The organism is Thalassospira sp. GB04J01, from assembly GCF_000751115.1.
In the GTDB taxonomy this organism is placed as follows: Bacteria; Pseudomonadota; Alphaproteobacteria; order Rhodospirillales; family Thalassospiraceae; genus Thalassospira; species Thalassospira lucentensis.
On the sequence record NZ_CCDX020000010.1, the window covers coordinates 1 to 24,004 of the forward strand.

The 24,004-nt window shown below is 54.7% G+C and carries 21 protein-coding genes and 1 other RNA gene; 12 read left to right on the forward strand and 10 right to left on the reverse strand.

The genetic code is table 11. The annotated features are described in order from the left end of the window. Positions 1-310: 310 nt before the first annotated feature. The gene (locus AMM48_RS09490) at positions 311-1,285 is read right to left on the reverse strand and encodes a TRAP transporter substrate-binding protein (protein ID WP_102783832.1); all 975 of its coding nucleotides are present in this window, start codon (positions 1,283-1,285) and stop codon (positions 311-313) included. A 255-nt stretch (positions 1,286-1,540) separates the two neighbouring features. Here AMM48_RS09490 and AMM48_RS09495 point away from each other — a divergent pair, with 255 nt between their 5' ends. After that, complete coding sequence (locus AMM48_RS09495) at positions 1,541-2,290, forward strand: SDR family oxidoreductase (RefSeq protein ID WP_102783833.1); 750 nt, start codon at positions 1,541-1,543, stop codon at positions 2,288-2,290. Between the two features lie 73 nt (positions 2,291-2,363). On the opposite strand, the gene AMM48_RS09500 is transcribed toward AMM48_RS09495, so the two are convergent. From AMM48_RS09500 to AMM48_RS09510, 4 genes are all read right to left on the reverse strand, one after another. Further along, the gene (locus AMM48_RS09500; RefSeq protein ID WP_101299631.1) at positions 2,364-2,873 is read right to left on the reverse strand and encodes a winged helix DNA-binding protein; all 510 of its coding nucleotides are present in this window, start codon (positions 2,871-2,873) and stop codon (positions 2,364-2,366) included. 136 nt (positions 2,874-3,009) lie between these two features. Further along, on the reverse strand, positions 3,010-4,974 hold the full coding sequence (locus AMM48_RS09505) for a HAMP domain-containing methyl-accepting chemotaxis protein (protein ID WP_102783834.1): 1,965 nt from the start codon (positions 4,972-4,974) through the stop codon (positions 3,010-3,012). A gap of 91 nt (positions 4,975-5,065) precedes the next feature. Beyond that, positions 5,066-5,224, reverse strand: coding sequence for a hypothetical protein (locus AMM48_RS22180; protein ID WP_158246448.1), 159 nt, complete (start codon positions 5,222-5,224; stop codon positions 5,066-5,068). A 71-nt stretch (positions 5,225-5,295) separates the two neighbouring features. Further along, complete coding sequence (locus AMM48_RS09510) at positions 5,296-7,290, reverse strand: methyl-accepting chemotaxis protein (RefSeq protein ID WP_102783835.1); 1,995 nt, start codon at positions 7,288-7,290, stop codon at positions 5,296-5,298. A 532-nt stretch (positions 7,291-7,822) separates the two neighbouring features. Between AMM48_RS09510 and AMM48_RS09520 the strand changes: the two genes are divergently transcribed. The 4 genes from AMM48_RS09520 to AMM48_RS09535 all read left to right on the forward strand — a co-directional run bounded on the left by AMM48_RS09520 (position 7,823) and on the right by AMM48_RS09535 (position 12,402). Beyond that, entirely contained in the window at positions 7,823-8,602 is a 780-nt protein-coding gene (locus AMM48_RS09520; protein WP_102784022.1) for a TerB family tellurite resistance protein, read from the forward strand. Positions 8,603-8,718: 116 nt separating this feature from the next. Further along, positions 8,719-10,545, forward strand: coding sequence for an ATP-binding cassette domain-containing protein (locus AMM48_RS09525; protein ID WP_102784023.1), 1,827 nt, complete (start codon positions 8,719-8,721; stop codon positions 10,543-10,545). Between the two features lie 222 nt (positions 10,546-10,767). After that, the gene (locus AMM48_RS09530; RefSeq protein WP_240626289.1) at positions 10,768-11,658 is read left to right on the forward strand and encodes an EamA family transporter; all 891 of its coding nucleotides are present in this window, start codon (positions 10,768-10,770) and stop codon (positions 11,656-11,658) included. A 36-nt stretch (positions 11,659-11,694) separates the two neighbouring features. Next, the gene (locus AMM48_RS09535) at positions 11,695-12,402 is read left to right on the forward strand and encodes an N-acetylmuramoyl-L-alanine amidase (RefSeq protein WP_102784024.1); all 708 of its coding nucleotides are present in this window, start codon (positions 11,695-11,697) and stop codon (positions 12,400-12,402) included. Positions 12,403-12,456: 54 nt separating this feature from the next. On the opposite strand, the gene AMM48_RS09540 is transcribed toward AMM48_RS09535, so the two are convergent. Next, positions 12,457-13,266, reverse strand: coding sequence for a transporter substrate-binding domain-containing protein (locus tag AMM48_RS09540; RefSeq protein WP_158246449.1), 810 nt, complete (start codon positions 13,264-13,266; stop codon positions 12,457-12,459). Positions 13,267-13,462: 196 nt separating this feature from the next. Here AMM48_RS09540 and rnpB point away from each other — a divergent pair. Continuing rightward, positions 13,463-13,858: RNase P RNA component class A (rnpB, locus tag AMM48_RS09545), an RNA gene on the forward strand. An 85-nt stretch (positions 13,859-13,943) separates the two neighbouring features. Here the strand turns inward: rnpB and AMM48_RS09550 are convergent. Then, a complete protein-coding gene (locus tag AMM48_RS09550; protein WP_102783838.1) occupies positions 13,944-14,564 on the reverse strand; it encodes a pyridoxamine 5'-phosphate oxidase family protein in 621 nt (206 codons plus the stop codon). Between the two features lie 65 nt (positions 14,565-14,629). After that, positions 14,630-15,187, reverse strand: a complete 558-nt coding sequence (locus AMM48_RS09555) for a cysteine hydrolase family protein (protein ID WP_102783839.1) — start codon at positions 15,185-15,187, stop codon at positions 14,630-14,632. Between the two features lie 128 nt (positions 15,188-15,315). Between AMM48_RS09555 and AMM48_RS09560 the strand changes: the two genes are divergently transcribed. Further along, positions 15,316-16,290: a helix-turn-helix domain-containing protein gene (locus AMM48_RS09560; RefSeq protein WP_244271178.1), complete on the forward strand. Its 975-nt coding sequence runs from the start codon at positions 15,316-15,318 to the stop codon at positions 16,288-16,290. On the opposite strand, the gene corA is transcribed toward AMM48_RS09560, so the two are convergent. Together corA and AMM48_RS09570 are read right to left on the reverse strand one after the other, a co-directional pair. Next, on the reverse strand, positions 16,268-17,380 hold the full coding sequence (gene corA / locus AMM48_RS09565) for a magnesium/cobalt transporter CorA (RefSeq protein ID WP_102783840.1): 1,113 nt from the start codon (positions 17,378-17,380) through the stop codon (positions 16,268-16,270). The genes AMM48_RS09560 and corA overlap by 23 nt on opposite strands. 166 nt (positions 17,381-17,546) lie before the next feature. Next, positions 17,547-18,341, reverse strand: coding sequence for a hypothetical protein (locus tag AMM48_RS09570; RefSeq protein WP_244271179.1), 795 nt, complete (start codon positions 18,339-18,341; stop codon positions 17,547-17,549). Between the two features lie 540 nt (positions 18,342-18,881). On the opposite strand from AMM48_RS09570, the gene AMM48_RS09575 reads away from it, so the two are divergent. From AMM48_RS09575 to AMM48_RS09595, 5 genes are read left to right on the forward strand one after another with little or no spacing between them, the layout of a single operon-like run. Continuing rightward, positions 18,882-19,385 carry a division/cell wall cluster transcriptional repressor MraZ gene (locus AMM48_RS09575; protein ID WP_022732917.1) on the forward strand — a complete coding sequence of 168 codons (504 nt, stop codon included), beginning with the start codon at positions 18,882-18,884 and terminating at the stop codon, positions 19,383-19,385. Continuing rightward, positions 19,382-20,371 carry a 16S rRNA (cytosine(1402)-N(4))-methyltransferase RsmH gene (gene rsmH, locus AMM48_RS09580; RefSeq protein WP_102783842.1) on the forward strand — a complete coding sequence of 330 codons (990 nt, stop codon included), beginning with the start codon at positions 19,382-19,384 and terminating at the stop codon, positions 20,369-20,371. Before AMM48_RS09575 ends, rsmH begins: the two co-directional genes overlap by 4 nt. Continuing rightward, positions 20,368-20,799, forward strand: coding sequence for a hypothetical protein (locus AMM48_RS09585; protein WP_022732915.1), 432 nt, complete (start codon positions 20,368-20,370; stop codon positions 20,797-20,799). Before rsmH ends, AMM48_RS09585 begins: the two co-directional genes overlap by 4 nt. Next, complete coding sequence (locus AMM48_RS09590) at positions 20,796-22,514, forward strand: penicillin-binding protein 2 (protein WP_102783843.1); 1,719 nt, start codon at positions 20,796-20,798, stop codon at positions 22,512-22,514. Before AMM48_RS09585 ends, AMM48_RS09590 begins: the two co-directional genes overlap by 4 nt. Next, on the forward strand, positions 22,501-23,961 hold the full coding sequence (locus tag AMM48_RS09595; RefSeq protein ID WP_102783844.1) for a UDP-N-acetylmuramoyl-L-alanyl-D-glutamate--2,6-diaminopimelate ligase: 1,461 nt from the start codon (positions 22,501-22,503) through the stop codon (positions 23,959-23,961). The genes AMM48_RS09590 and AMM48_RS09595 overlap by 14 nt, the downstream gene beginning before the upstream one ends. Positions 23,962-24,004: the final 43 nt, after the last annotated feature.

Consider the following 24,004-nt stretch of genomic DNA (forward strand, 5'->3'; position numbering starts at 1 on the left):
TTGCAATGGTTGATCAGATTTGTGCGGATACGCGGAGCAAGGCAGCAGGAAGATATTTATCTTTCAATGCCTTGCGACAAAGTAGCCCGTGCAAATCCGATCAATCCGAAGGACAACTTCAATATTTGCGAACTCCCGCGTCAAACCTCTTGGCCGGGATGCCAACACGCTCTGCGAGCTTTTCCTTGTATTTCGCAAATATTGAGGTTGCCATGGCAATCATATTAAAGGGTCCTGCCCCTGAAATGTGGGGCGTGTCGGGATCGGACAGAACGCTATGCCTGCCCGATCCTGTAAAATAACAAGAACCTTAGTTCTTGAACGCGTCGATGATGGCTTTGCCGTCATCACCGGTTTCTTCGAGCCAATCGGCAACCATGGTTTCGCCTGCTTTGGACAGGCCAGCTTTAAGCTCGTCGCTCGGTGCCGCAACGTTCATGCCGTTTTCTGCCAGGATTTTCTTCTTGGCATCTGCTTCGGCCATGCTCATTTCCCAGCCGCGGGTTTCGGCTTTGGCTGCCGCATCCATAACCGCTTTCTGTGCGGCTTCCGGCAGGGCGTCAAACGACTTGGCATTCACAACAACCATGTTTTTCGGAAGCCATGCCTGAACGTCATAGAAGTTCGACACAAAATCCCATGCCTTGGAATTGGCACCGGTTGATGGCGATGTGATCATTGCCTCAACAATGCCAGTGGCAAAGGCGGTCGGGATTTCCGGAACTTCAACCTGTGTCGCAACCATACCGGTCAGATCGGCAAGCTGGGATGTGGTGGAGTTATAAGCGCGGAATTTAACACCTTCGAGGTCTTCGACCTTTTCAACCGGATTCGCGGTATAAAGACCCTGTGCTGGCCACGGAACAGCATACAGCACTTTCAGACCGTCTTTTTCAAGGGCGGCTTCAATGCCCGAACGCGATACTTCCCAAAGTTTCTTGGCATCGTCATAAGACGTCGCCAGGAACGGGATCGCATCAACGGTATAGATCGGGTTTTCATTGGCCAACAGCGAAATCAGCGTCTCACCGATTGGGATCAGACCGCGCTGAACCGACCGTTTAATGTCGGCATGTTTAAACAGCGAACCGCCCGAATGAACGGTAATGGTCAGCTCACCACCGGACGCATCATTCACGTCTTTGGCAAATTCAATAATGTTCTGGGTGTGGAAAGTCGCATCCGGATACGGCGTTGCCATATCCCATTTTTCAGCAGCAGCCGCCATACCGGCGGACAGTGTCATTGCCGCGATTGCGACAGTCGAAAGTGCCTTTTTAAGCATTGTTCAAGTCTCCCTGTGTGACTGGGAGTCGATACAGAATCGCGCGTATCGAGACTCCGAAGCATCCTCCCGACACATTAATCACATTTTACTGACAAATTGTCAATGTGGATTCATAACAGCCATGCACAAACCGGGAAACTACGCAGGACATTTTGCCCGCGTCATCCTGCTTAAATCTTCCATCAATCTGATATTTCTGGATTTATTGCCATATGGTAGAATCCAGCCCAATCACCAAAAAGGAAAAATCGGATGCAGGATCTTTCAGGGAAATCTGTCTGGATTACAGGTGCTGGCAGCGGTATCGGCGAAGCAATCGCAAAGTCGCTTGCCGCGGCGGGCGCGCAGGTCGCCCTGTCTGCACGGCGCGAAGAAACACTTCTCAAGGTCGCAACCGCGATCAAGTCAGATGGCGGAAAAGTCGAAATCCACCCGCTTGATATCAGCAACAGCGATCAGGTCGCGGATGCTGCGCGCAACATTCAGGCGTCCATGGGCAAAATCAATGTCCTGATCAATTGTGCCGGGATGAACAGTCCCAAACGACACTGGCGCGACCTTGATATTGCCGACTGGCACCGTATCGTGGCCGTCAATCTCAATGGCGTGGCAAACACGGTTTGCGCAACTTTGCCCGTCATGCGCGCGCAAAAAGATGGGCTGATCATCAATATTTCTTCCTGGTCGGCGCGGCACGAATTCCCTGCGGCGGGCCCGGCCTATATCGCGTCCAAACGTGGCGTTGTCGACCTCTCCCACAGCATAAATCAGGAAGAAATGCACAATAACATCCGCTGCTGCTGCATCAGTCCGGGGGAAGTTGCCACACCGATCCTGAAACAACGTCCGGTGCCCGTCACAGATGAAGAACTCTCTCTTATGTTAAAACCCGACGATCTGGCCGAAATGGTATCCTACGTGGTCGCAGCTCCCATGCGGGTCTGCTTTAACGAGATCGTGATGTCACCAACCTACAATCGAACGCTGTTGCCTCAGCCCTAGGCTCAGGACCCATTAATTTGGTTTCAATGGCTCCTGACCCTAAATCATACGGGCCAAATCATACGGGCCTGATTTACATCGCACTTGCCGCACGCGACGCCTGATCATAAACACCGGAAATCGCACGCAGCGTCTTGGCAACATCGCCAACTTCCTGACTGTTTACGCCAAGTCGCTGGAACGTTTCGACAAGGCAGGCTTCGCGCACTTCACGGTATTTCTCGCACATCGCACGGCCATCGGGTGTCGTGCCGTAATGCACTTCCTTACCGCGCTTGTTGCCTTCAACAAGGCCAAGCTTGCGCAATTTCTTCAAGGCATAATTCACCAGATGGCTGTCTTCAACATTAAGCACAAAGCAAACCTCCGACAGGCTTTTTTCGCGTTCGCGTGAATTGACATTATGCAGAACCAGAATATCGAGAACCGACAGGTCGGGCATGCCAGCCGCACGCATGCAGCGCACCATCCAGCGATCAAACGCATTGCCCGACAGGATCAGGGCAAACTCAAGTTCGGAAAGTTCAGCAGCACGCTCTGACACCAGATGCGATGATGAAACAATGCGTGGTTTATCAGTCATACGACGCTCCCCTTTTCTCACGCGCAGGTGTTTCGCGGGTGATTTGACACTTATATTTCGTGATATTGTCGTGATTTTATCGTGAAAATGGCGGCAAGGTAAAGCCCAGCCGCCATCTATTATCGACAATTCATCGTTAAAGTGATCGCATACGTTTCAGGAACCCGTCAATTTGCCCCCGTAGGCTTTCGCTTTGAGTGCCCAGGTTGGTGGCCGATCCATGCACATCGTTCGCCGCAACATTGGTATCAGCAACCGCCCCCGAAACCCCCTGCATCGCGGCGGATATTTCCTCGGTCCCGGCGGCCGCCTGTTCGACATTCTGTGAAATTTCGCCGGTCGCAACGGTTTGTTCTTCGACGGCGGCTGCAACGGCTGCGGCCCGCTCGCTGATGTCGGAAATCATCCGCACGATTTCATCAATGGCACCAACCGCAAGACTGGTTGCCTGCTGAATGCCTGTGATTTGATTGGTAATGTCTTCGGTAGCCTTGCCGGTTTGATTGGCAAGGTTCTTGACCTCGCTTGCCACAACCGCAAATCCCTTCCCGGCATCCCCGGCACGGGCTGCCTCGATTGTCGCGTTCAGTGCCAGAAGGTTGGTTTGACCGGCAATGTCACTGATCAGGCCAATGACCTCGCCAATCTTAAGCGCGGCATCATTTAACCCTTGAATGTTTTCATTGGTATGGCGCGCCCGTTCGGTTGCCGATTGCGCCATGTTGGAGGTTTCCGTCACCTGACTGGAAATCTCATTGATCGAGGCCGACAATTCGGTTGCCGCCGTTGCCACCAATTGCACATTCGACGATGCTTCTTCGGTACCTGATGAGACCGCGATTGACTGGGTAGCCGCCACATCCGCACTGCTGCGCAATACGTTCGAGGCCGAATGCAACTGTTGAACTGCAACACCGACTTCGGCCATCACCGACACCACGGCTTCATCAAATTCGCGGATGTATTTTTCCTGGGTCTCCATCCGGATGCGGCGTTTTCTATCTGCCTCGGCCTGAATGGCTTCAAGCTTTTTGCGTTCAATCCCGTTTTCACGGAAAACCAGAACGGCACGCCCCATAGAGCCAATTTCGTCGGCGCGCTGCACCTCGTTGATATCGACGTCAAAGTCGTTTTCCGCAAGACGTGCCATTTTATTGGTAAGGCCGCCAATCGCACCGGCAATTGCGCGCGCAAGAAGCCATGACATCGCAATCAGTGCAATCGCACCGACGACAAACATAATGACCGTGACCATCAAACTACGTTCGGCGATATCGTTGGCTTGGGCGGTCAACATCTCGTTGATCGCCGTGATGTCGATGCTCAACTGCTCAAGAACCGGTTCTGCTTGTGCGTAATAGTCACTCAGCAAACCAAGCTCCTGCTCACGCATCAGGATCTTTTCCGCCAGGGCCTTAAAATCAGTGACGTATGACGTCATAAGCCCCGTGATCTTTTTCTTTTCATCATCGGGAATGCTGCTTGTTGCTGCCAATGCCGGGCCAAACTCGGCCAGTCGGGCATCAATCCGATCAACATATTTCGGGTCAATCCGGGCCAGGAAATCCTTCTCATGGCGGCGCATCATCAACATGATGACGGTCAGCTTGTCGGCGTTATAGGTTGCCAGTGCTTCTTCAACGTCGTGCACCGATGACCGAAGGCTGCCCAGAAGGCCACCTTCTTCGGTCAAGCCGATATCGCGCTGCAGATTGACGATTTTGCTGAACTCATCGGCATATGCATCAAATGACGTCAGGATTGCGCCAATCTCGGCCTCAAACGGCGCCAATTTGGGGTTGGCTGAAAGCTGCTCCAACCCGTCATGAACTGCTGCGACTGTTTCAGCGTGATCTGTGACGTATTTTTCATCCAGCCGCAGCAGGAAATCCTTTTCCCGACGGCGGGCATTAAGGAATTCTTTGGCGATATTATCGACCAGCAAACGGTCCTGAAGCGCACTATCAGCTGAATTTTCCGCCGATTGTCGCTGTGCATCCGCGACAAAAAGAACACTCCCAACGATCACGAAAATCGTCAAAGCCGACAGGCCAATAAGTGAAATCTGATAGATTAACCGCATGCGAGATAGAAATTTCATGTCGCGCCCCCGACCGTCTTATCTGGTTCCGTTTTGCACCGCACCATCGCAGCACATTTGTCTCATAAGGGGGTATATGAGTTCTCTGAAATCAAATTACGCGAAAAATATCGATTTTTTTGACGCCCCGCGTCTGAACGTCATTCCAGTCGCGCTCAAAACGCACACTCAGATGCACAACCGCACCGCCCAGAATGCTGCAGTTGCGGGCAAGGACGTTCTTGTCCCCACAAAAAAAGAAGCCCGACATCAAATCGGGCTTCTTTTTCCAACAGCATTCCCTGCCATTTAATGTTTAGCGTCAGGACCAAGCATCAGGGCCTAACCTGCACGCATCCGTTCAAGGAACTGATCAATACGCGCACTCAAGCCATCGCTTTGCTTGCCAAGATTATCTGCAGACCCGCGCACATCCTGTGCCGCCTCTGTGGTATCAGCAACGGCGGACGATACACCCTGCATGGCCGATGAAATCTCGCGCGTTGCCGATGCTGCCTGTTCGACATTTTGCGATATCTCGCTGGTGGCGACGGTTTGTTGCTCCACTGCCGCTGCGACAGAAGACGCGCGTTCGCTGATATCGGAAATCATACGAACAATTTCATCAATCGCCTCAACTGCCGACCCGGTCGCCCGCTGAATATCACCGATTTGCGCGGTGATATCCTCGGTCGCCTTTGCGGTCTGATTGGCAAGGTTCTTGACTTCACTTGCGACGACAGCAAACCCCTTGCCAGCCTCGCCTGCGCGCGCCGCTTCGATGGTGGCATTAAGTGCAAGCAGGTTCGTTTGCCCGGCAATGTCATTGATCATTCCAATGACTTCGCCAATGCGCACGGCCGCCGTATTCAACCCCTGAATATCTTCATTGGTGGTTTGCGCCCGCTCACTGGCCGAAATGGCCATTTGCGACGTGTCACTGACCTGTCCGGCAATTTCATGAATGGATGCGGAAAGTTCAGTTGCCGCCGTTGCCACCAATTGCACATTCGACGATGCTTCTTCCGTCCCTGCCGACACTGTTGTTGATTGCTCATCCGCCGTTGTCGCACTGCGCCGCAGGACTTCTGACACGGAATGAAGTTGCTCGACCGCTGTGCCCACTTCGCTCATCATCGCGACCACATCATTGTCAAACTCGCGAATATGTTTTTCCTGCGTTTCGATGCGTTGGCGTTGTTGTTCGTCAATTTCCTTTTGACGGGCTTCAAGTTTTTGCCGCTCCAGCCCGTTTTCACGAAACACAACAACCGCACGGCCCATCTCGCCGATTTCATCCTTACGGTCGGCTTCGCCCAGTTGCAGGTCGAAGTCACTGTTGGCCAAACGGGTCATTTTTGATGTCAGCCCGGTAATCGCACTGACAATCGCACGCGCCAAGATGAACGACATGACAATCAGCACAAGCGTCCCGGCAATAAAGATGCCAAAGGTCACCATCACACCCGTTCGCGCGATGTTTTCGGAACGCGCCTGCATGTCTGCTGCGACCGATCCGATTTCAGTGCTGAGCGTTGCAAGAATGGGTTCAACAGCCGCGTAATAAGTGCTGAGCCGACCAAGCGATTCCTCACGCGCCAGCGTCGCATCAGCAAGGGTTTTGAAATTGGAAACATAAGACGCCATCAGCTTTGCAAGCTGGGCTTTCTTATCGTCCTGAATGCTGCCTGCCTTTTTAAGGGATGCGTCAAATTTCTTTTCGAGGCCCTCGACATTCTCGATATGTACAGGGTCCATATTTGCCAGAAAGTCTTTTTCGTTGCCGCGCATTTGCAACAGCTCAATCGACAAATCCTTACTGTCGCTTAAGCCCAGCATCGCTTCAAACTTTGCAACATCAGCCAAGGCACCTTCAACCTCGGATGCGGCACTGCGCATTTCGCCCAGCAGGCCGCTACTGCCATCCAGACCGATCTGACGCTGCAGGGCGACAACATTGGCAAATTCTGCGACATATTGCTCAAAGGCCGCGCGGGCTTGGTCCACCTCACCCAGAAGCTCGTCAAGTTCTTCGCGCGCGGCCAGTGTTTCAAGCCCGGCGCGCACATTCCCAGATGACTGCTCATGTGCGGTGATATATTGCTCGTCGCGGCGCAGGACAAAGTCCTTTTCGTGGCGCCGGGCATTCAGAAATGCACGCGAGGTGTTATCGACAATCGACAGATCGGCTGTCGCCGCCTTGGCGATAAGCTGTGCGGACTGGCGCTGCTGATCGGCGATGAATTGCGTAAGACCTACAATCGCAAAGATGACCAACGCGACAATGCTCAGAAGCGAGATCTGATACACCAGCTTCATGCGTGACAATAAAGACATTTCCCACCCCGACTTTCTGTGTTCTAGGGTCAGGACCTATTAATTTGGTTGAAATGGTCAATCAGATTTGTGCGGATACGCGAAGCAAAAGTGCAGGAAGATATATATCTTTCAAGTTTTTGCGACAAAGTAGTCCGTGCAAATCCGATTGATCCGAAGGACAGTCGTTATATTTGTCAACTCCTGCGTCAAACCCCTTGTTCGGGATGCAGACCCGTTCTGCGGGATTTTCCTTGGGTTTGACAAACATAACGACTGCCACTTCAATCAAATTAGTAGGTCCTGACCCTAGTTACTAAATTACAATTTTGTTATTAGAACTCATTAGAAACACTCTACTGACGGTAGATCAATTACTACCAAAGTATAGCGTATCAGATACTTTTGAGCCAAACGCATTAGAAAATGCGATTTGACCATTTCTTTCTGCCCGCTCCAAACTATGTTGGGGGAACGCATACGGATGGCAACGCCTGCTGTCCTGACCCGCCTTTCACATCAGGCATCGCAAACAACAGGACAGAAATCACCCATGAGCATCTGGGGAAAAATTATTGGCGGAACTGCTGGTTTTGCCTTGGGCGGACCGCTTGGCGCGATCCTTGGCGCAACCGCAGGACATGTTGTCGACAAGATTAAAAACAGCGCGTCCGACCCGCGACTTGGTGGATCAGGCCCCCATTACGGTGGCTATCAAAGCATTCCGGGCGGGCAGGATCCGCGCCAGATCGCCTTTGCCACGGGTGTAATCATCCTTGCTGCGAAAATGGCCAAGGTTGACGGACATGTCAGCCGCGATGAAATCGATGCCTTTAAACGCGTGTTCAGCATCCCGCCGGGCGAGGCCAAAAATGTCGGGCGTATCTTTGACATGGCAAAGGCATCGCCGGACGGGTTTGAACCCTATGCGCAGCAAATCGCCACCATGTTCCGCGGCGAACGTGCCCTGCTTGAAGGCATCCTCGAAGCGCTGTATCAGATCGCCATGGCCGATGGGCAATTGCACCCCGCCGAGCAGGCCTACCTTAAAAAGGTCGCCCACATCTTTGGCTTTGCCGATATCGATTTTGACCGCGTGCATCAGGCCCATACATCATCGAACGGACCCGATCCTTATCAACAGTTGGGCTTGGGCCGCGACGCCAGTGACGATGAGCTGAAATCGGCCCATCGCAAACTGTCGCGCGAAAACCATCCCGACACCCTGATGGCCAAAGGCATGCCGCCTGAGTTCATCGAACAGGCCAATGAAAAAATGGCCAGGATCAATGCCGCCTGGGATCAAATTCGCAAAGAACGCGGCATTCGCTGATCATAAAAACACCCTGTATCGCTCCTCCCAAATGATTTCCCTTGCAACGGCACCCTATATGCTGTTTGCAGGGGGCCAACGGACTTATTTTTGACCTCAAGCTTATCGGTTTTCCCATGGCGCCACCGCTGATTAATATTAATGACATTCACCTGACCTTTGGCGGGAATGATCTGTTTTCCGATGTTTCATTTGCCATTGGCGAACGGGATCGGCTGTGCCTTGTCGGGCGAAATGGCGGGGGAAAATCCACCCTGCTTAAAATCATCGCCGGTGAAATCGAAGCTGACGGCGGCGAACGCTTTGTCCAGCCGGGTTGCAAGGTGGCCTACCTTAATCAGGAACCCAAATTTGACGGCTATGACACGGTCGAAGAATTTGTTCTGTCCGCCCTTGATGCCCATGAAGAAGAATATTCCTATCGCTCCGACATGCTCCTCGCATCTGTCAGCATCGATCCGATGGCCGACCCCAAACAGCTTTCCGGCGGCGAAGGTCGCCGTGCGGCAATTGCGCGCGCGCTGATTGCCGACCCACAGGTCTTGCTGCTTGATGAGCCGACCAACCACCTTGATTTGCCAACGATTGAATGGCTCGAAGGCGAGATCAAAAACTTCCGCGGTGCAGTTGTGGTGATTTCGCATGACCGCGCATTCCTCAATGCGGTGTCAAACGGGGTGCTGTGGCTTGATCGCGGCGTGATGCATCAGGGCAAGCTTAACTTTGCCAAGTTCGAAGAATGGTCCGAGGAAATCTATCGCAAGGAATCCGAGGAACGCGCCAAGCTTGATAAGCTGATCGCTAAGGAAACCGTCTGGTCGGTGCAGGGCATTTCAGCACGTCGTAAACGCAACCAGGGCCGTCTGCGCCGTCTGTATGATATGCGCGAACAGCGCTCCGCCCAGGTTGATCGCATCGGCAATGTCTCACTTGCCGCTGACACGGGTGGCACATCGGGCAAGGTCGTGATCGAGGCCACCGATATCGCCAAGTCATTTGGCGACCGCGAAATCCTGACCGGTTTCTCAACCCGTATTCTGCGCGGCGACAAGGTCGGGATCATTGGCCCGAACGGGGCGGGTAAAACCACTTTGCTTAAAATGCTGACCGGGCAGCTTGAACCCGACAGCGGCACGGTCAAGATCGGCACCAATCTTAATGCATCCTATTTCGATCAAAAACGCGTCGCCCTTGATGACAGCATGACCCTTTGGGATACGCTCTGCGATGTTGGCGGTGATCAGGTCATGGTGCGCGGCAATCCCCGCCATGTCGTCAGCTACCTGCGCGATTTCCTGTTTGATGAAAAGCAGGCCCGAAGCCCGGTCGGCGCCCTTTCGGGTGGCGAACGCAATCGTTTGCTTCTGGCCAAGCAACTGGCCAAGCCGACCAACCTTCTGATCATGGATGAGCCGACCAACGATCTTGATATGGATACGCTCGATCTGTTGCAGGAAATGCTCGATGACTACGAAGGCACGCTTCTGCTGGTCAGCCACGACCGTGACTTCCTTGATCGCGTCGTGACATCCTCCATCGTCATGGAAGGCGATGGATTGGCCGTTGAATATGCTGGCGGCTATTCCGATTACATCAACCAGCGCAAACTTTCAAATGCCGGACAAGCCCCCACCGAAGACCGCCCTGCGGCAAAAACCGGCAAGAAGGCCTTCACATCGGCCACTGCCCCGGCAAAGCCCAAAGCTGCGGCCAAGCTGAGCTATAAAGATCAGCGCGAATACGACAACCTGCCCGACAAAATGGCAAAGATTGAGGCCGAAATGGCCGAGATTGAAGCCGCCCTGTCAGATGGCAGCCTGTTCACCAAGGACCCCGAAGCCTTCCAGAAGAAGGCCGATCGCCTTGATGCCGCGCGCGCCGAACTCGAAGAGTGCGAAGGCCGCTGGCTGGAACTTGAAATGATGCGTGAAGAACTCGGCTAGGATCGATCATCTGGGGTCAGGACCTAGTGATCTTTTGGCGTGGGCGAAACGTTGCGGGACTTTACCCGCAACGGTAGATGCGCCACACTTGAGCCTGCAGTTGAAAACAACTCATTTGTCCTGTGATGCAAAACAGTGGATCAAGGGATAAATCCCCGCCGCCAACGTTGGCGGTGGTCACGTGTCACACGGTCGGCACCCGAACAAGGATCGGGCCAACCCTTGTTGAAAGCCCGCGTCATGCCGTTAAAAGCCACCCTCATGGCCTTGTCCGTCGCCATCATCTGGGGCGTCAACATGCTGACCGTCAAGGGTGCGGTCGGTGAAATCCCGCCTTTCATGCTGACCGCCATTCGCTTTGGCGCTGTTGCGGCCCTGTTGATCCCGTTTGCCCGCATGCCGCGTGGCCGCATGGGGAAACTGGCGATCATTTCGGCGGTTTTTGGCACCTTCCATTTCGGGGTTTTGTTTTATGCCCTGTCGATGATTGATGCGGGACCGGTGGCGATTATCGTTCTTTTGGGCGTGCCGTTTTCATCGATGCTGGCCACCTATTTCTTTAATGACCGGCTGGGCTGGAAACGGCTTTCGGGCATGGCACTGGCCTTTGTCGGGGTCATTATCATGTTCTGGGACCCGACCATGACCGACCTGCAATTGCCATTATTGCTGGTGGTGTTTGCCGCCTTCATGTGGGCGGTTGCCAATGTCATGATCAAAAAACTGGGCGACATTGATACTTTCCAGCTTAATGGCTGGATGGCACTCATGGCCGCGCCGCAATTGTTCTTCCTGTCCCTGATCTTTGAACCGCACGCGTTTCAGGCGGTCATGAGCGCAAGCTGGGTGGCATGGGCCAACCTCAGCTTCACCGTGGTGATGTCCTCGATTGTCGCCTATGGCTTCTGGTATCACTTGCTAAAAACTCAGGACGTCAATGTTGTCGTGCCATGGTCGCTTCTGGCCCCGGTGATCAGTGTCTTCGGATCGTTCATCGTCTTTGGCGAAGCCTTTTCCGTGCTGAAAATCATTGGTGGGGCGGTTGTGCTGTGCGGGGTGGGCGTTATCATGCTGCGCAAACCGGTACAGCGCAAAACGCAGGGCATGGATTGATCAGGAACGGGTGATCCGACGATGGCAGGCAACGCAATGACACACATCATCGACCATCCATCGCCCAACTTTGGCGACCGTCCGGACGACAGCCCGATTGACATTCTCGTCCTGCATTACACCGGCATGCAATCTGGGCAAATCGCCCTTGATCGCCTGTGCGATCCGGCGTCATCGGTGTCATGTCATTACCTGATCGAAGAAGACGGGCGGATTTTTCGCCTCGTTGATGAAGACAAACGCGCATGGCACGCCGGACGCGGCGAATGGCAAAAATGTGTGGATGTGAATTCGCGTTCCATCGGCATTGAAATCGTCAATCCCGGCCATGAATTTGGCTATCGCGCCTTCCCCGAAGATCAAATCGCATCGGTGATTGCACTTTGCCGCGATATTCTGGGCCGCCACACCATCCCGGCCAGCCGCATCATCGCCCATTCCGACATGGCCCCGGACCGAAAAGAAGACCCCGGCGAGCTGTTTCCATGGGATCAACTGGCCGAACACGGCATCGGATTATGGCCCAAAATACGGCCCCAGATGTCGTCCGAAATGTCGCCCAAAGCCAACACATCCCCCGACAGCCTTGACCCCCTGCTCGATCAAATCGGCTATGGCGATGGTGACGGGCAAAAACGCCGCATCGCCTTTCAGCGCCACTGGCGTCCGTCCGATATTTCCGGGAAGGTTGATGACGAATGCATGGCCATCGCCAAGGCACTGGTCAAAGCCACGTCGACATAAGGGCCGGCGACCAAACACCTAATGTCCTATGCGACGACGCAGCATCCAAAAACACTATTGTTCAATGCTGTTGTTTTCCGCCGTGCCCGCCCCGTCAGAATGCTCGATATAACGCGCATAGCCATTCCGGCTAAAACCAAGGTAGCGGTAATAAATATTATCCAGCTCGCCGCTTTCAACACCGTGCGCCATCGCAAGGTTAAAGTCGCCAAGAATGTCGGCTGTCTCTGCGCCAAGGCTCAGATAAAATTCGGCAACATCAAGTGCCGGGTGCAGAACCTTGAACTGCATGGCGTCGCGCTGGGCACCAATGTCATAGCGCATCGACGCCAGATCGGCGAAGACAACATCGACGTGATGGCGGCGCAGCATCTCATACCCCTTGGCATTCTCGCCAACTTCGACCGCATGCATATCCGGGTTGTCTGCGATGGCCTTGGGATACTGATCCCCGATGACCTTAAGCCAGCTTGCGCCGTCAAAACTTTCCGGCCCGCGATATTCGCTCGCAAGAAAACTTGATCGCACAACCGCAACCGTTACCCGGCTGGCCAGCGAGTCTGATGATATCTTCAAGTTGGCACTTTTGGCGTGCGCAACGTCGTCAAGCAAAATGCCATCAACCGCCCCGTACCGCTGTGAAAACTGGCACCGTGCTGTCGGCATCGACACAAATGTCACTTCATGCCCGGCCCGCTCCATGAACGTGCGCACAATATCAACCGACAGACCTTCGGCACCGCCGCGCCCCTCATAGGCATAGGGAACCCATTTGTCGTAACAAATGCGGATTTCCTTTGCCTGCGTGCAGACAGACGTAAACAGTAGCGCGACCGCGCCTATGAACCAGAATGCCCGATGCATGGGTGAATTTGCCAGCCTATAACTATACGGGTGGATGATTTTGAAGACGTTTTTTACACTCTTTAGGATAGCAACGCAAATCTGTCTTTGCATGGCTCCAATGCTTTTTTGTCGGCATTTTTACGCCTGACAGACAGTCGATTGAGATCACTGCTTTTTCTTGACGAACGACCCCATCTAACCTACATCACCGCAACCAGATGGCCGGATGGTCGCCCTTGCTGTTCGCAGCAGGGGAGGAAAGTCCGGGCTCCACGGAAACACGGTGCCAGATAACGTCTGGCGGGGGCGACCCTAGGGAAAGTGCCACAGAAAGGAAACCACCGAATCGCGCAAGCCATTCGGCAAGGGTGAAAGGGTGCGGTAAGAGCGCACCGGTCCTTCAGCAATGCGGGACGCATGGTAAACCCCACCGGGAGCAAAACCTAATAGGAATGGTCGGCCGGATGCTTCGGCATTGTCGGCAGGTGGGTTTTCGCACCACCATTCGGGTTGGTTGCAGGAGGCGTTCGGCGACGGACGTCCCAGATGAATGGCCATACAGTGCGGCTTGCCGCATGGACAGAACCCGGCTTACAGGCCATCTGGTCTTATTTTTTAACGCCAATACGACAAAGGCGATGACATCCCGTCATCGCCTTGCATTAAAATTCATACGCCACGCAAAACCGCTCAGCTTATCCGCGCTCGGCAATCGATGCCGCGAAATACTTATCGGCTTCTTCCTGTGTCCCGACCTCGAAATTCGCAGCAGTCTGATCCTTGATCATTTTGCCAAGGGTCGGCAACGTCTTGCGGTCGATCTGGGCACTGGCATCCCACAATTTGGACCGCATCAGCGATTTCGCACAATGCAGGAACGCTTCCTCGACCGTCACCTTGATCACCGTGACCGGCGGCTTTGGTGTATCGGCAAACAGTGCCAGCAATTCCGGATCGGTACGGATTTCAGCAACGCCATTTACCCGCAATGTCTCATTGATGCCCGGCACAAAAAACAGCATCCCGACCTTCGGGTTTTCGACAATATTGGCCAGCGTATCAACCCGGTTATTGCCCGGACGATCAGGCATCAGGATGGTGTTGTCATCGAGAACCTTGATAAAGCCCGGACCATCACCGCGCGGGCTGACATCCGCATCCCCGCTCGAATCTGCCGATGAAATCACGGCAAAAGGTGCCAGATCGATGAAATGCTTGCAGTGCGGATCAAGTGCGGAAAGGCATTTTGAAACGGCAACTTCAAGGGGGGCACCATAGATGGCACGCAGCTTTTCTTGGGTATCAATTTTGGTCATGGGGGCACCTTTTGCGGAAATCAGGGGGCAAATTGCGTCAGCTGCAAACGCAAGTCAATTGCCGATCACCCGGCAATGATCTGTGCGACTGTTTTAACCGCGGCAAATTCACCATTAAGGCTGGCCAGCGCCACGTCATGCACCACATCTGCGCGAAACACGCGCCCATCAGGCAATTGGCGGTCAAAAGCATAGCAGGCATCCGCCGCAACAGTCACATCAAACCCAAGATTCCCGCCCATGCGCGTTGTCGTATTCACACAGTGATCCGTCGAAATCCCGCACAGCACAATCTTTTGAATACCACGCGCACGCAAATCAGTTTCAAGCGTCGTGCCGATAAACGCAGAATTGACCAATTTGCCATAGATCGGCTCACCATCGCGGGGGTTGGCAAAGTCGATAAAGGCATGACCCGGATGATCGGGATGCAGGCGTGACTGCGGTGTTATGCTGTCGTGGCGTACATGAATAACCGGCCATCCCATTGCCCGCCAATGAGCCAACAGTGTCGCGCCATTTTCCTCGGCCGTGCGATTATTACGATTGCCCCAATAGGCAAGATCGGAAAACCCCTTCTGCCAGTCAATCAGGATCAGGGCGGCACTCTCGTTCTGTGTCATTTTTGGTTCCTAAATCAAAAATCATCATCGGTCGCGATGACCTGCCACCTAGACTAACGCGATGCCTTTTGTCATAAATGACAATAACCCCTCATTTTATGCCAGAACGTTTCACAAGGCCCATACCCATGTCGCGTCTGATTGTTTTCATTCTGACACCTCAAACCGTCATGCTTGATGTCACCGGCCCATTGCAAGCCTTTCACGAGGCCACCGATCCGGCAACGGGTGATCGCGCCTATCGCACCGTTCTGGCATCCAGCCATGGGGGTCCGATGATGACCGATACCGGCATTGCGCTTGATACCGTTGCGATTGCCGATCTTGATCCTGATAAAATCCATACCCTCATCGCCGCCGGATCAGATGAAACACTTAACGCCACCCGCGACAGACATCTGATCGGCTGGCTTGAAAAACACCGCAGCACGGTTTCCCGGATCGGATCGGTCTGCATCGGGGCCTTCATTCTGGGGGCGGCTGGCCTGCTTGATGGGCGGTCTTGCGTCACCCACTGGCGCTGGTGCCAACGCTTACAAGACATGTTCCCGCAAAGCCACGTCGCATCGGATCCGATTTATGTCCACGATGGTCCGGTCTGGACATCGGCCGGAGTCACCACCGGGATCGATATGGCAGTTGCAATGATTGAACAGGATCTGGGCCGTGAGGCCGCCCTTGCCGTTGCGCGCAGCCTGATTGTTTTCATTCGCCGCCCCGGCGGGCAATCGCAATTCAGCCTGCCACTCGAACATCAGGCCCGCGACAGCACCGGACGCTTTGACGGGCTGCATGGCTGGATCACGCAAAACCTGCATACCCGACTGTCGGTCGAAGATCTGGCCGAACAGGCCGGGATGAGCCCGCGTAACTTTTCGCGAAGCTACAAATCCGCAACCGGCCAAAGCCCCGCACGAAGCATCGAACTGATGCGCCTCGAAGCGGCCCGAACCGCCCTTGAACAAACTGAAAAACGCATCAGCCAGATCTCCCTCACCTGTGGCTTTGGCGATGATGAACGCATGCGCCGCTGCTTTATCAAGCATCTGGGCGTCGCACCAAGTGACTATCGCGAACGCTTTAAAGCCAGCCCTTCCGCTTGAAATACCAAAGCGGCAACACCGCCGACAAAACCATCAAACCAATCGCCACCGGATAGCCAAATTGCCAGTCAAGTTCGGGCATGACCTCGAAATTCATGCCGTAAATGCTGGCAATCAGGGTTGGCGGCAAAAAGGCCGCCGCCGCGACCGAGAAAATCTTGATGATGTTGTTCTGTTCCAGACTGATCATGCCCAGCGTCGCATCCAGCAGGAAGGTCACCTTGTTGGCGATGAAATTGGCGTGCTCGGTAATCGACACGATATCGCGCGAAATGATCTTAAGCCGCGCCTTGGCATCCTTTTTAAGCCGCGTCTGTGTCGACAGGAACAAGCCAAGCCGATGCAGGTTCAACAAACTGTCTTTGGCCTTGCCCGACAGGTTGCCTGCCCGCCCGATCTGACGCAGGGTGTCCTGATGCCCCTGATCTGATTTCCGGTCTTCGGGACTGGCAAAAACCTGATTGGACAGCCCCTCAAGATCGGTTGCCGTCTGTTCCATCACATCGGCCAATCGATCCACAATCTGTTCAAGCAACCCGAAAAGAACCGCGTCCGCACTGCTGGCAAGCGACGGGCTGCGGTTGACCCGCCGGATAAAGGTTTTGAACGGCACCGGGTCGGCATAGCGCAGGGTGATCAGGGTTTTCTTGACCAGAATGAACGTCACAACTGCTGTTTGCGGTGCGTCCGATGCCGCACGGTTCAACACCGATACCGTCATGAACAACGCGCCATCTTCATCATACAACCGCGATGACAGCTCAATTTCCTGCATTTCTTCGCGGGTCGGAACTTCAATGCCAAATCGTTTTTCGATTTCGTGGATTTCATCACTGCTTGGCGATAAAAGATCCACCCAGACCGGCGTCCGTGGTGCCTTTGACACTGGCGACTTGCCAGATGGTGTCGCGGTTGTTTCATCGCCTGAAACACTCGAAACATTCGAAACACCTGGCACCTTTGCAACGCCCGCTTCCGTCGCAGCCGCGCCAGATGCGCCATCATGCGTTTCTGTAACGGTCGCATTTTCGCTGCTGCTGCCCTCATCGGAGGTCGTACGTGCGGGTGCGAAAAATTCGTTGGTGTCCATGGCCTCTCTCCGTCGGTGCTGGCCTGTCGTTTGATCACGGCCAGATTATGGGCCAAATTATGGATCAGTTTTTGTCATGAGTGTCTGATATACACCCGGCCATCAAAACCGGGAAACAACCTGTTGGGGCATGAAACTTCCGTGACGCCGCCCCGATGATCTGCCCCTAGAACGGCAACACCGTCTGGAATGTAAACGGATCAACATCCGGTTCGGTTCCGCGTTTGTCGTCAAATGCACTTTTGGCTTGGGCCAGGAATTCATCCTTGCTGATCATACTGTCCTTATCGGTATCATATTGCGCGAACAATAATTCCAGACGACGGCTCTCGGTGCGCAGCCGCTGCCGGTTGGCTTCGGGCGATCCGGGCAGTTGCTCAACAGCCGAAAATTCTCGCACGACCAGCACACTATCACCGTTGATATCGCGCCGCCGAAACATCCAGCTGGCATAGGATGCGGCTTCTTCCGCACCAATGCGACCATCCTGATCAATATCAACCGGGTGGAATTGTTCGCGGTACAGCTTGACCTGTTCGGGGATCCCCTGTGGTACCACCCCGGTTCCGCCATTTTTTTCCGCCAGTGCCTTGGCAATCGCCTCATTCAGGCCGGGAACATTGGTCCCGGCACCCGGAATGCCGGTCATTCCAGCACCATTACCATCGCTGGCACCATCGCTGGCACCATCAAGACCCGACAGACCCGATAACCCACCCAGTCCCCCCATGCCAAAGCGCGACATCAGTTCAGGGTTATTTTGCAGTTGCTTCATAATCAGCGGCAGAAGTTCGCGCATTTGCGGCGATGTAACCTCGGGCGAGGTTGACCCACCCCCGGCCTGATCCAGCGTCAAACCTTGCGCATGAACACCCTGCACATAGGGGACCACGCCGCTTGGCGTGATCGATATCGCCAGAAACGCACAACCCATTAAGAAAATGGCAGCTTTTATCCGCAACAATCGCGTCCTTCATCTCACTGACGCTGCCCCGCGCCAGTATCTGTTGCTGTCTTTAAGTCCCGTCCTGCATGCCGCGCAGGACACGTCCTGATCCTAACATCTTGCAGGAGTTTATCCGCGCATCAAACCCGATTGGGACTTAAATCGCAAATTGTCTTCATATGTCATGCCCGCAAGCTACACCAAACACGCCGCGTCCATAAGAACCCATACACCCGTTTTTTTAGCGCCCCCATGGGTTCCCATGGACCACCTTTGGGATTTCATGGGCAGGAGATGGATAACACCGTGATTCAAAGCGTTTTTGGCGGAAATCAGGCTTTTTGCATATACAACGGAAGCACTGGAAATACCCTAAAACGTCACATCTGAACCCATCAAATCCCATTGACCCCCATCATTTCCCATGGTACCCCATAAGCAGGCATAATTTCTGTGCCATGCGGGGCATATCCATTTCAAACAGCAAGCGGTCATCTGACCTCCCATTTGGGAAGCTGTTTTTGAATTGGTTTTTTTGATCAGGGGAATGGCGAAGTGCTGTTCACAGGGACGCACATTCACAAGCTGGACCGGAAGGGACGCGTATCCGTCCCCAAGCGGTTCCGTGCGGCCCTTGAACGTGAAGAATTCGCTGGCATCTACCTGTATCAATCCCACAAGGAAAGCGCCCTTGAAGGCTGCAGCGAAAGCCATATGGAGCGCATCGCAGCTTCGCTTGATGAACTCGACATGTTCTCGGACGAGGCCGACGATCTGGCCGATACCATCCTTGGCTCCTCGCACATGCTGCCCTATGACGGCGAAGGCCGCATCATTCTGCCCGCCGAACTCATCGAATATGCCCGCATCGAAGATCAGGTCGCCTTTGTTGGCCGTGGTCGCACCTTCCGTCTGTGGAACCCTGACATCTTTACACCCCTGCAAGATGCCAGCCGGACCCGGACGTTGAACCGCGGCGCGACACTCAAACTCAAACCGATGACTGAACCCTCGAACGGCACACGCCCGCGTGCCCCAACCGAGGAGGATGCATCATGAGCGACAAAGACATCAGCTTTGCGACAGAAGATCGCCCGCACAAACCGGTTTTGCTCCGCGAGGTGCTTGACGCTCTTGCACCCGGTGACGGCGAAATCATGGTGGATGGTACGTTTGGCGCAGGCGGTTACTCCCGCGCCATTCTTGATTCCGCCCAGTGTGAACTTTTCGGCATTGACCGCGACCCGACTGCGGTTGCCAGCGGCCAGAAAATGGAAGCCGACTACAACGGTCGCTTCCACATGGTCGAAGGCTGCTTTGGCGAGATCGGCAAACTGATCCCGGCTGCTGGCGCACCACAAGTTGACGGCATCGTGCTTGATATCGGCGTTTCATCGATGCAGATCGATCAGGCGGATCGCGGCTTTTCATTCCGCACCGACGGCCCGCTTGATATGCGCATGTCGATGGCGGGTCCAACGGCGGCTGATTTCATCAACACCGCCGAAGAAGAAGACATCGCCAACGTCATTTACCGCTACGGCGAAGAACGCGCCTCGCGCAAGGTCGCGCGTAAAATCATGGAAATGCGCGCCGAAGAACCCTTTACCACGACTTCCCAGCTTGCCCGTGCGGTGCGCTCGGTCGTGCGCAAATCCAAGGACGGCATTGATCCGGCCACCCGCACGTTTCAGGCGCTGCGCATTTTTGTAAATGACGAACTTGGCGAACTTGAACGCGCGATGGGTGCGGCCGAAACTTTGCTGAAACCCGGTGGCCGTCTGGTGGTTGTTACCTTCCATTCGTTGGAAGACCGTCAGGTCAAAACATTTATGAAGGAACGTTCGGGCGATCCGAACAAAATGTCGCGTCGTCTTCCGGGCGAACCCGAAGTCGCAACGCCGACCTTCACGACGATCACCCGCAAGGCCGTCACCGGCCAGAAGGACGAAATTCGCGCCAACCCGCGTGCGCGTTCGGCCAAACTGCGTGCGGTTGCCCGCAACGATCAGCCCGCGACGACTGCGCAAGGGGGTAAAGAATGACCCGCGCAGTGACAATTATCGGCTTGCTTCTGACCATCCTGATTGGGACTGGCACCTATTGGGTCAGTCACGAAGTCGAACGCCTTGAAAAACGTTACGCTGATATTCAGTCCGACATTCTGGCCGAACAGGAAACCATCCATGTGCTTCAGGCCGAATGGAGCTACCTGAACAATCCTGAACGGATCGAACGGTTATCCCAGCAATATCTCAGCCTGGCGCAGATCGATATTCTGCAGATGGCCAGCATCGACGATTTGCCCGAAAATGCCGATCAGCATCTTTATCGTCTGGACAAGTTTGGCGAGGCGGTTGCCTTCCTGCCGCTCCCACGTGCCCGTCCGGGCGATCTGATGTCTGACGAGGCCGCCGATGCCATGATCATTGACGCCCCCTCTGTCGCCGCCACCGCAGGAGGCACGCGATGAGCTTCATGCGTTTCTCATACTGGCTGCGCGGGGATCGTCCGGAACTCGGACCTGATCAACGTGAACGTCTGGCGATTGAAACTGCACGTAACCGCATTTTCATCACCGGCGCGATGTTCATCGTTGGCTTTACCTGGATCACCTATGGTCTGGTCGATGCTTCTGTTCTGCGTCAGGGCAATGAACCTGCTGTGGCCTCGGGAACCGATGCGCGCGAACTTAAAACCGAACGCGCTGACATCGTCGATCGCAACGGCATTTTGCTTGCGACCGATCTTCCAACCAATTCGCTTTATGCCGATGCCCGTGTCGTGAAGGACCCGGTTGAATCCGCCGACATGCTGCTAACGGCTCTGCCCGATCTGGACCGCGATACGCTGATCCGGCATTTAAGCTCGCGCAAGGCTTTCGTCTGGATCCGCCGCAACCTGACCCCCGAACAGCAATATGAAGTCAACTCGCTGGGCGTTCCCGGTCTGAATTTCCAACGTGAAGAGCGCCGCGTTTATCCGCATGGTCGCCTGTTCTCACACGTGCTCGGCTTTACCGATATCGATAACAACGGCATTGCCGGTGCCGAACGCGAATTCGATAACGAACTGCGCATCAATAACGGTCCGTTGCAATTGTCGGTCGATACCCGGGTGCAATACGCGCTTGAGGAAGAAGTCGAAAGTGCGATGGAAACCTACAGTGCGGTCGGGGCTGCCGGGCTTGTGATGGATGTCTACACCGGCGAAGTCATCGCCATGACCTCCCTTCCCAACTTTGACCCGCACCGCCCCGGTCAGGCGCCTGCGGATGCGCGGTTCAACCGCAGCACGCTGGGCGTCTATGAAATGGGCTCGGTGTTCAAACTGTTTAACACCGCGATTGCGCTTGAGACAGGCTCGGCCACCCTGAATTCCGCGTATGATGCCACCGAACCGCTCCGGGTCGCACGTTTCTCGATCCGTGATTATCATGGCGAAAACCGCTGGCTGACCGTGCCGGAAATTCTGGTCCACAGCTCGAACATCGGTTCGGCCCGCATGGCGATGGCCTTTGGCGGCGCGACCCAGCAAAAATACCTTAAAAAGCTTGGCATGCTCGACAAGCCAGAAATCGAACTTCCTGAAGTCGGCGGGCCGCTTGTGCCCAATCCATGGCGTGAAATCAACACCATGACCATTGCCTTTGGTCACGGCATTGCCGTCACCCCGCTTCAGGTCGTCAACGGCATTTCCACCATTGCAAACGGTGGTATTCGCCGCCCGTCCACCATCCTCAGACAGGACGGTGCCCCGGCAGGCGAACGTGTCTTTTCCCGAGAAACGTCTGACCTGATGCGCCGTTTGATGCGTCTGGTTGTGACCGAAGGATCGGGCAAAAACGCCGAAGTGGCGGGCTACTTCCTTGGCGGGAAGACCGGCACCTCGGAAAAACTCGTGAACGGGCGCTACGTAAAGAACGCCCGCATGTCGACCTTTGTCGCCGCCTTCCCGATGCAGGACCCGAAATATGTGGTTCTGGTGACGCTAGACGAGCCCAAAGGCACAAAAAAAACCTATGGATTTGCCACAGCAGGATGGGTGTCCGCCCCTGCGGTTGGCAAGGTTGTGACACGTATTGCTCCCCTTTTGGGCATTGAACCGGCGAATGCGAAGGCGCCGGAGATCGAGCAAGCGTTGCAGATTGAACTTCGCAAAGGGGAACGCAAACTTGCGTCTTTCTGAACTCATGGCAGGTGATCAAGCGGCACTTAAACATGCCCAAGGACAGGACCCGAACATTACGGGCCTGACAGCAGACTCACGCACCGTAAAGGATGGCTATATCTTTGCCGCCCTGTCTGGTGCCAAAGACGACGGCTCGAAATATATCGCCGATGCGATCAAGCTCGGCGCCGCCGCCATTTTGGCCAAGGACGGAACGCCCCGTCCAAGTGCCCCGACGGTTCCCCTGATCCCGGTTGAAAACCCGCGAAAGCGCTACGCACAGCTTGCCGCGCGCTTTTATGGGCAGCAACCTGCCAACATCGCGGCAATCACCGGCACCAACGGTAAAACATCGACCGCGATCTTTACCGAACAACTCTGGACGATCATGGGCAACATGTCGGGTTCCATCGGCACCCTTGGCATTCGCGCTGCGGGGGCAAAAATTCCCGGCTCGCTGACCACGCCGGATCCGGTTGCCCTGCATCAATCCTTAAATGAAATGTCTGAAATCGGTGTCACCCATGTCGCGATGGAGGCAAGCTCGCACGGGCTTGACCAGCATCGCCTTGACGGGGTCAAGGTCACCGTGGCCGCCTTTACCAACCTGTCGCGCGATCATCTTGATTACCACGGCAGCTTTGATAAATACTTCGCGGCCAAGGCCCGCCTGTTCTCGGACCTTCTGGTGGCCGATGGCACCGCGGTGCTGAACGCCGATGTCGAACAGTTCGCGACCCTCAAATCCATGTGCGAGAAGCGCGGCTTAACCGTAATGTCCTACGGCGAAAATGCCGATGACATCAAACTGGTCTCCGCTGTCCCGGATAGCACCGGCACCAAACTGACCCTTCTGGCAAACAAGGGTGAATACAAAATTCACCTGCCGCTGATGGGCAGCTTTCAGGTGATGAACGCGCTCGCCGCCCTTGCGATTGTTATCGCCTCGGGTGCCGATATTGACCCGGCGGTTCTTGCCCTTGAAAAGCTTGAAGGTGTGCGGGGTCGCATGGAACTGGTTGGCAAAACCAGCTTTGGTGCCCCGGTGTTTGTTGATTACGCCCATACCCCCGATGCGCTTGAAACCGTGATCAAGGCTGTCCGTCCGCATTGCAAAGGACGCATTGTCTGTGTCTTTGGCGCGGGTGGCGACCGTGATACCGGCAAACGCCCCTTGATGGGCAAGGTCGCACAGGATTTCGCCGATATTGCCATCATCACCGATGACAACCCGCGCAGCGAAAATCCCGCCACCATTCGCGCTGCCATCAAAAAGGCATGTGACGGCGGCATTGAAATTGGCGACCGCGCAGATGCGATCAAACGCGGCATCGGCATCCTGCAACGCAACGATGTTTTGATCATCGCGGGCAAGGGCCACGAACGCGGCCAGATCATCGGCGATCAGGTGATGCCGTTTGATGATGCATCTGTCGCGCGCAGCATCCTTGCCGGTGGCAACTGACCATAAATTCCCGTTACGGCACCCTGGTCGTAACGGCCTGATG

Bases quoted from the DNA above. Each gene is read 5' to 3' on its own strand.
- AMM48_RS09490 (WP_102783832.1), bottom strand. From the start codon at position 1,285: ATGCTTAAAAAGGCACTTTCGACTGTCGCAATCGCGGCAATGACACTG.
- AMM48_RS09495 (WP_102783833.1), top strand. From the start codon at position 1,541: ATGCAGGATCTTTCAGGGAAATCTGTCTGGATTACAGGTGCTGGCAGC.
- AMM48_RS09500 (WP_101299631.1), bottom strand. From the start codon at position 2,873: ATGACTGATAAACCACGCATTGTTTCATCATCGCATCTGGTGTCAGAG.
- AMM48_RS09505 (WP_102783834.1), bottom strand. From the start codon at position 4,974: ATGAAATTTCTATCTCGCATGCGGTTAATCTATCAGATTTCACTTATT.
- AMM48_RS22180 (WP_158246448.1), bottom strand. From the start codon at position 5,224: ATGTCGGGCTTCTTTTTTTGTGGGGACAAGAACGTCCTTGCCCGCAAC.
- AMM48_RS09510 (WP_102783835.1), bottom strand. From the start codon at position 7,290: ATGTCTTTATTGTCACGCATGAAGCTGGTGTATCAGATCTCGCTTCTG.
- AMM48_RS09520 (WP_102784022.1), top strand. From the start codon at position 7,823: ATGAGCATCTGGGGAAAAATTATTGGCGGAACTGCTGGTTTTGCCTTG.
- AMM48_RS09525 (WP_102784023.1), top strand. From the start codon at position 8,719: ATGGCGCCACCGCTGATTAATATTAATGACATTCACCTGACCTTTGGC.
- AMM48_RS09535 (WP_102784024.1), top strand. From the start codon at position 11,695: ATGACACACATCATCGACCATCCATCGCCCAACTTTGGCGACCGTCCG.
- AMM48_RS09540 (WP_158246449.1), bottom strand. From the start codon at position 13,266: ATGCATCGGGCATTCTGGTTCATAGGCGCGGTCGCGCTACTGTTTACG.
- AMM48_RS09550 (WP_102783838.1), bottom strand. From the start codon at position 14,564: ATGACCAAAATTGATACCCAAGAAAAGCTGCGTGCCATCTATGGTGCC.
- AMM48_RS09555 (WP_102783839.1), bottom strand. From the start codon at position 15,187: ATGACACAGAACGAGAGTGCCGCCCTGATCCTGATTGACTGGCAGAAG.
- AMM48_RS09560 (WP_244271178.1), top strand. From the start codon at position 15,316: ATGTCGCGTCTGATTGTTTTCATTCTGACACCTCAAACCGTCATGCTT.
- corA (WP_102783840.1), bottom strand. From the start codon at position 17,380: ATGGACACCAACGAATTTTTCGCACCCGCACGTACGACCTCCGATGAG.
- rsmH (WP_102783842.1), top strand. From the start codon at position 19,382: ATGAGCGACAAAGACATCAGCTTTGCGACAGAAGATCGCCCGCACAAA.
- AMM48_RS09585 (WP_022732915.1), top strand. From the start codon at position 20,368: ATGACCCGCGCAGTGACAATTATCGGCTTGCTTCTGACCATCCTGATT.
- AMM48_RS09590 (WP_102783843.1), top strand. From the start codon at position 20,796: ATGAGCTTCATGCGTTTCTCATACTGGCTGCGCGGGGATCGTCCGGAA.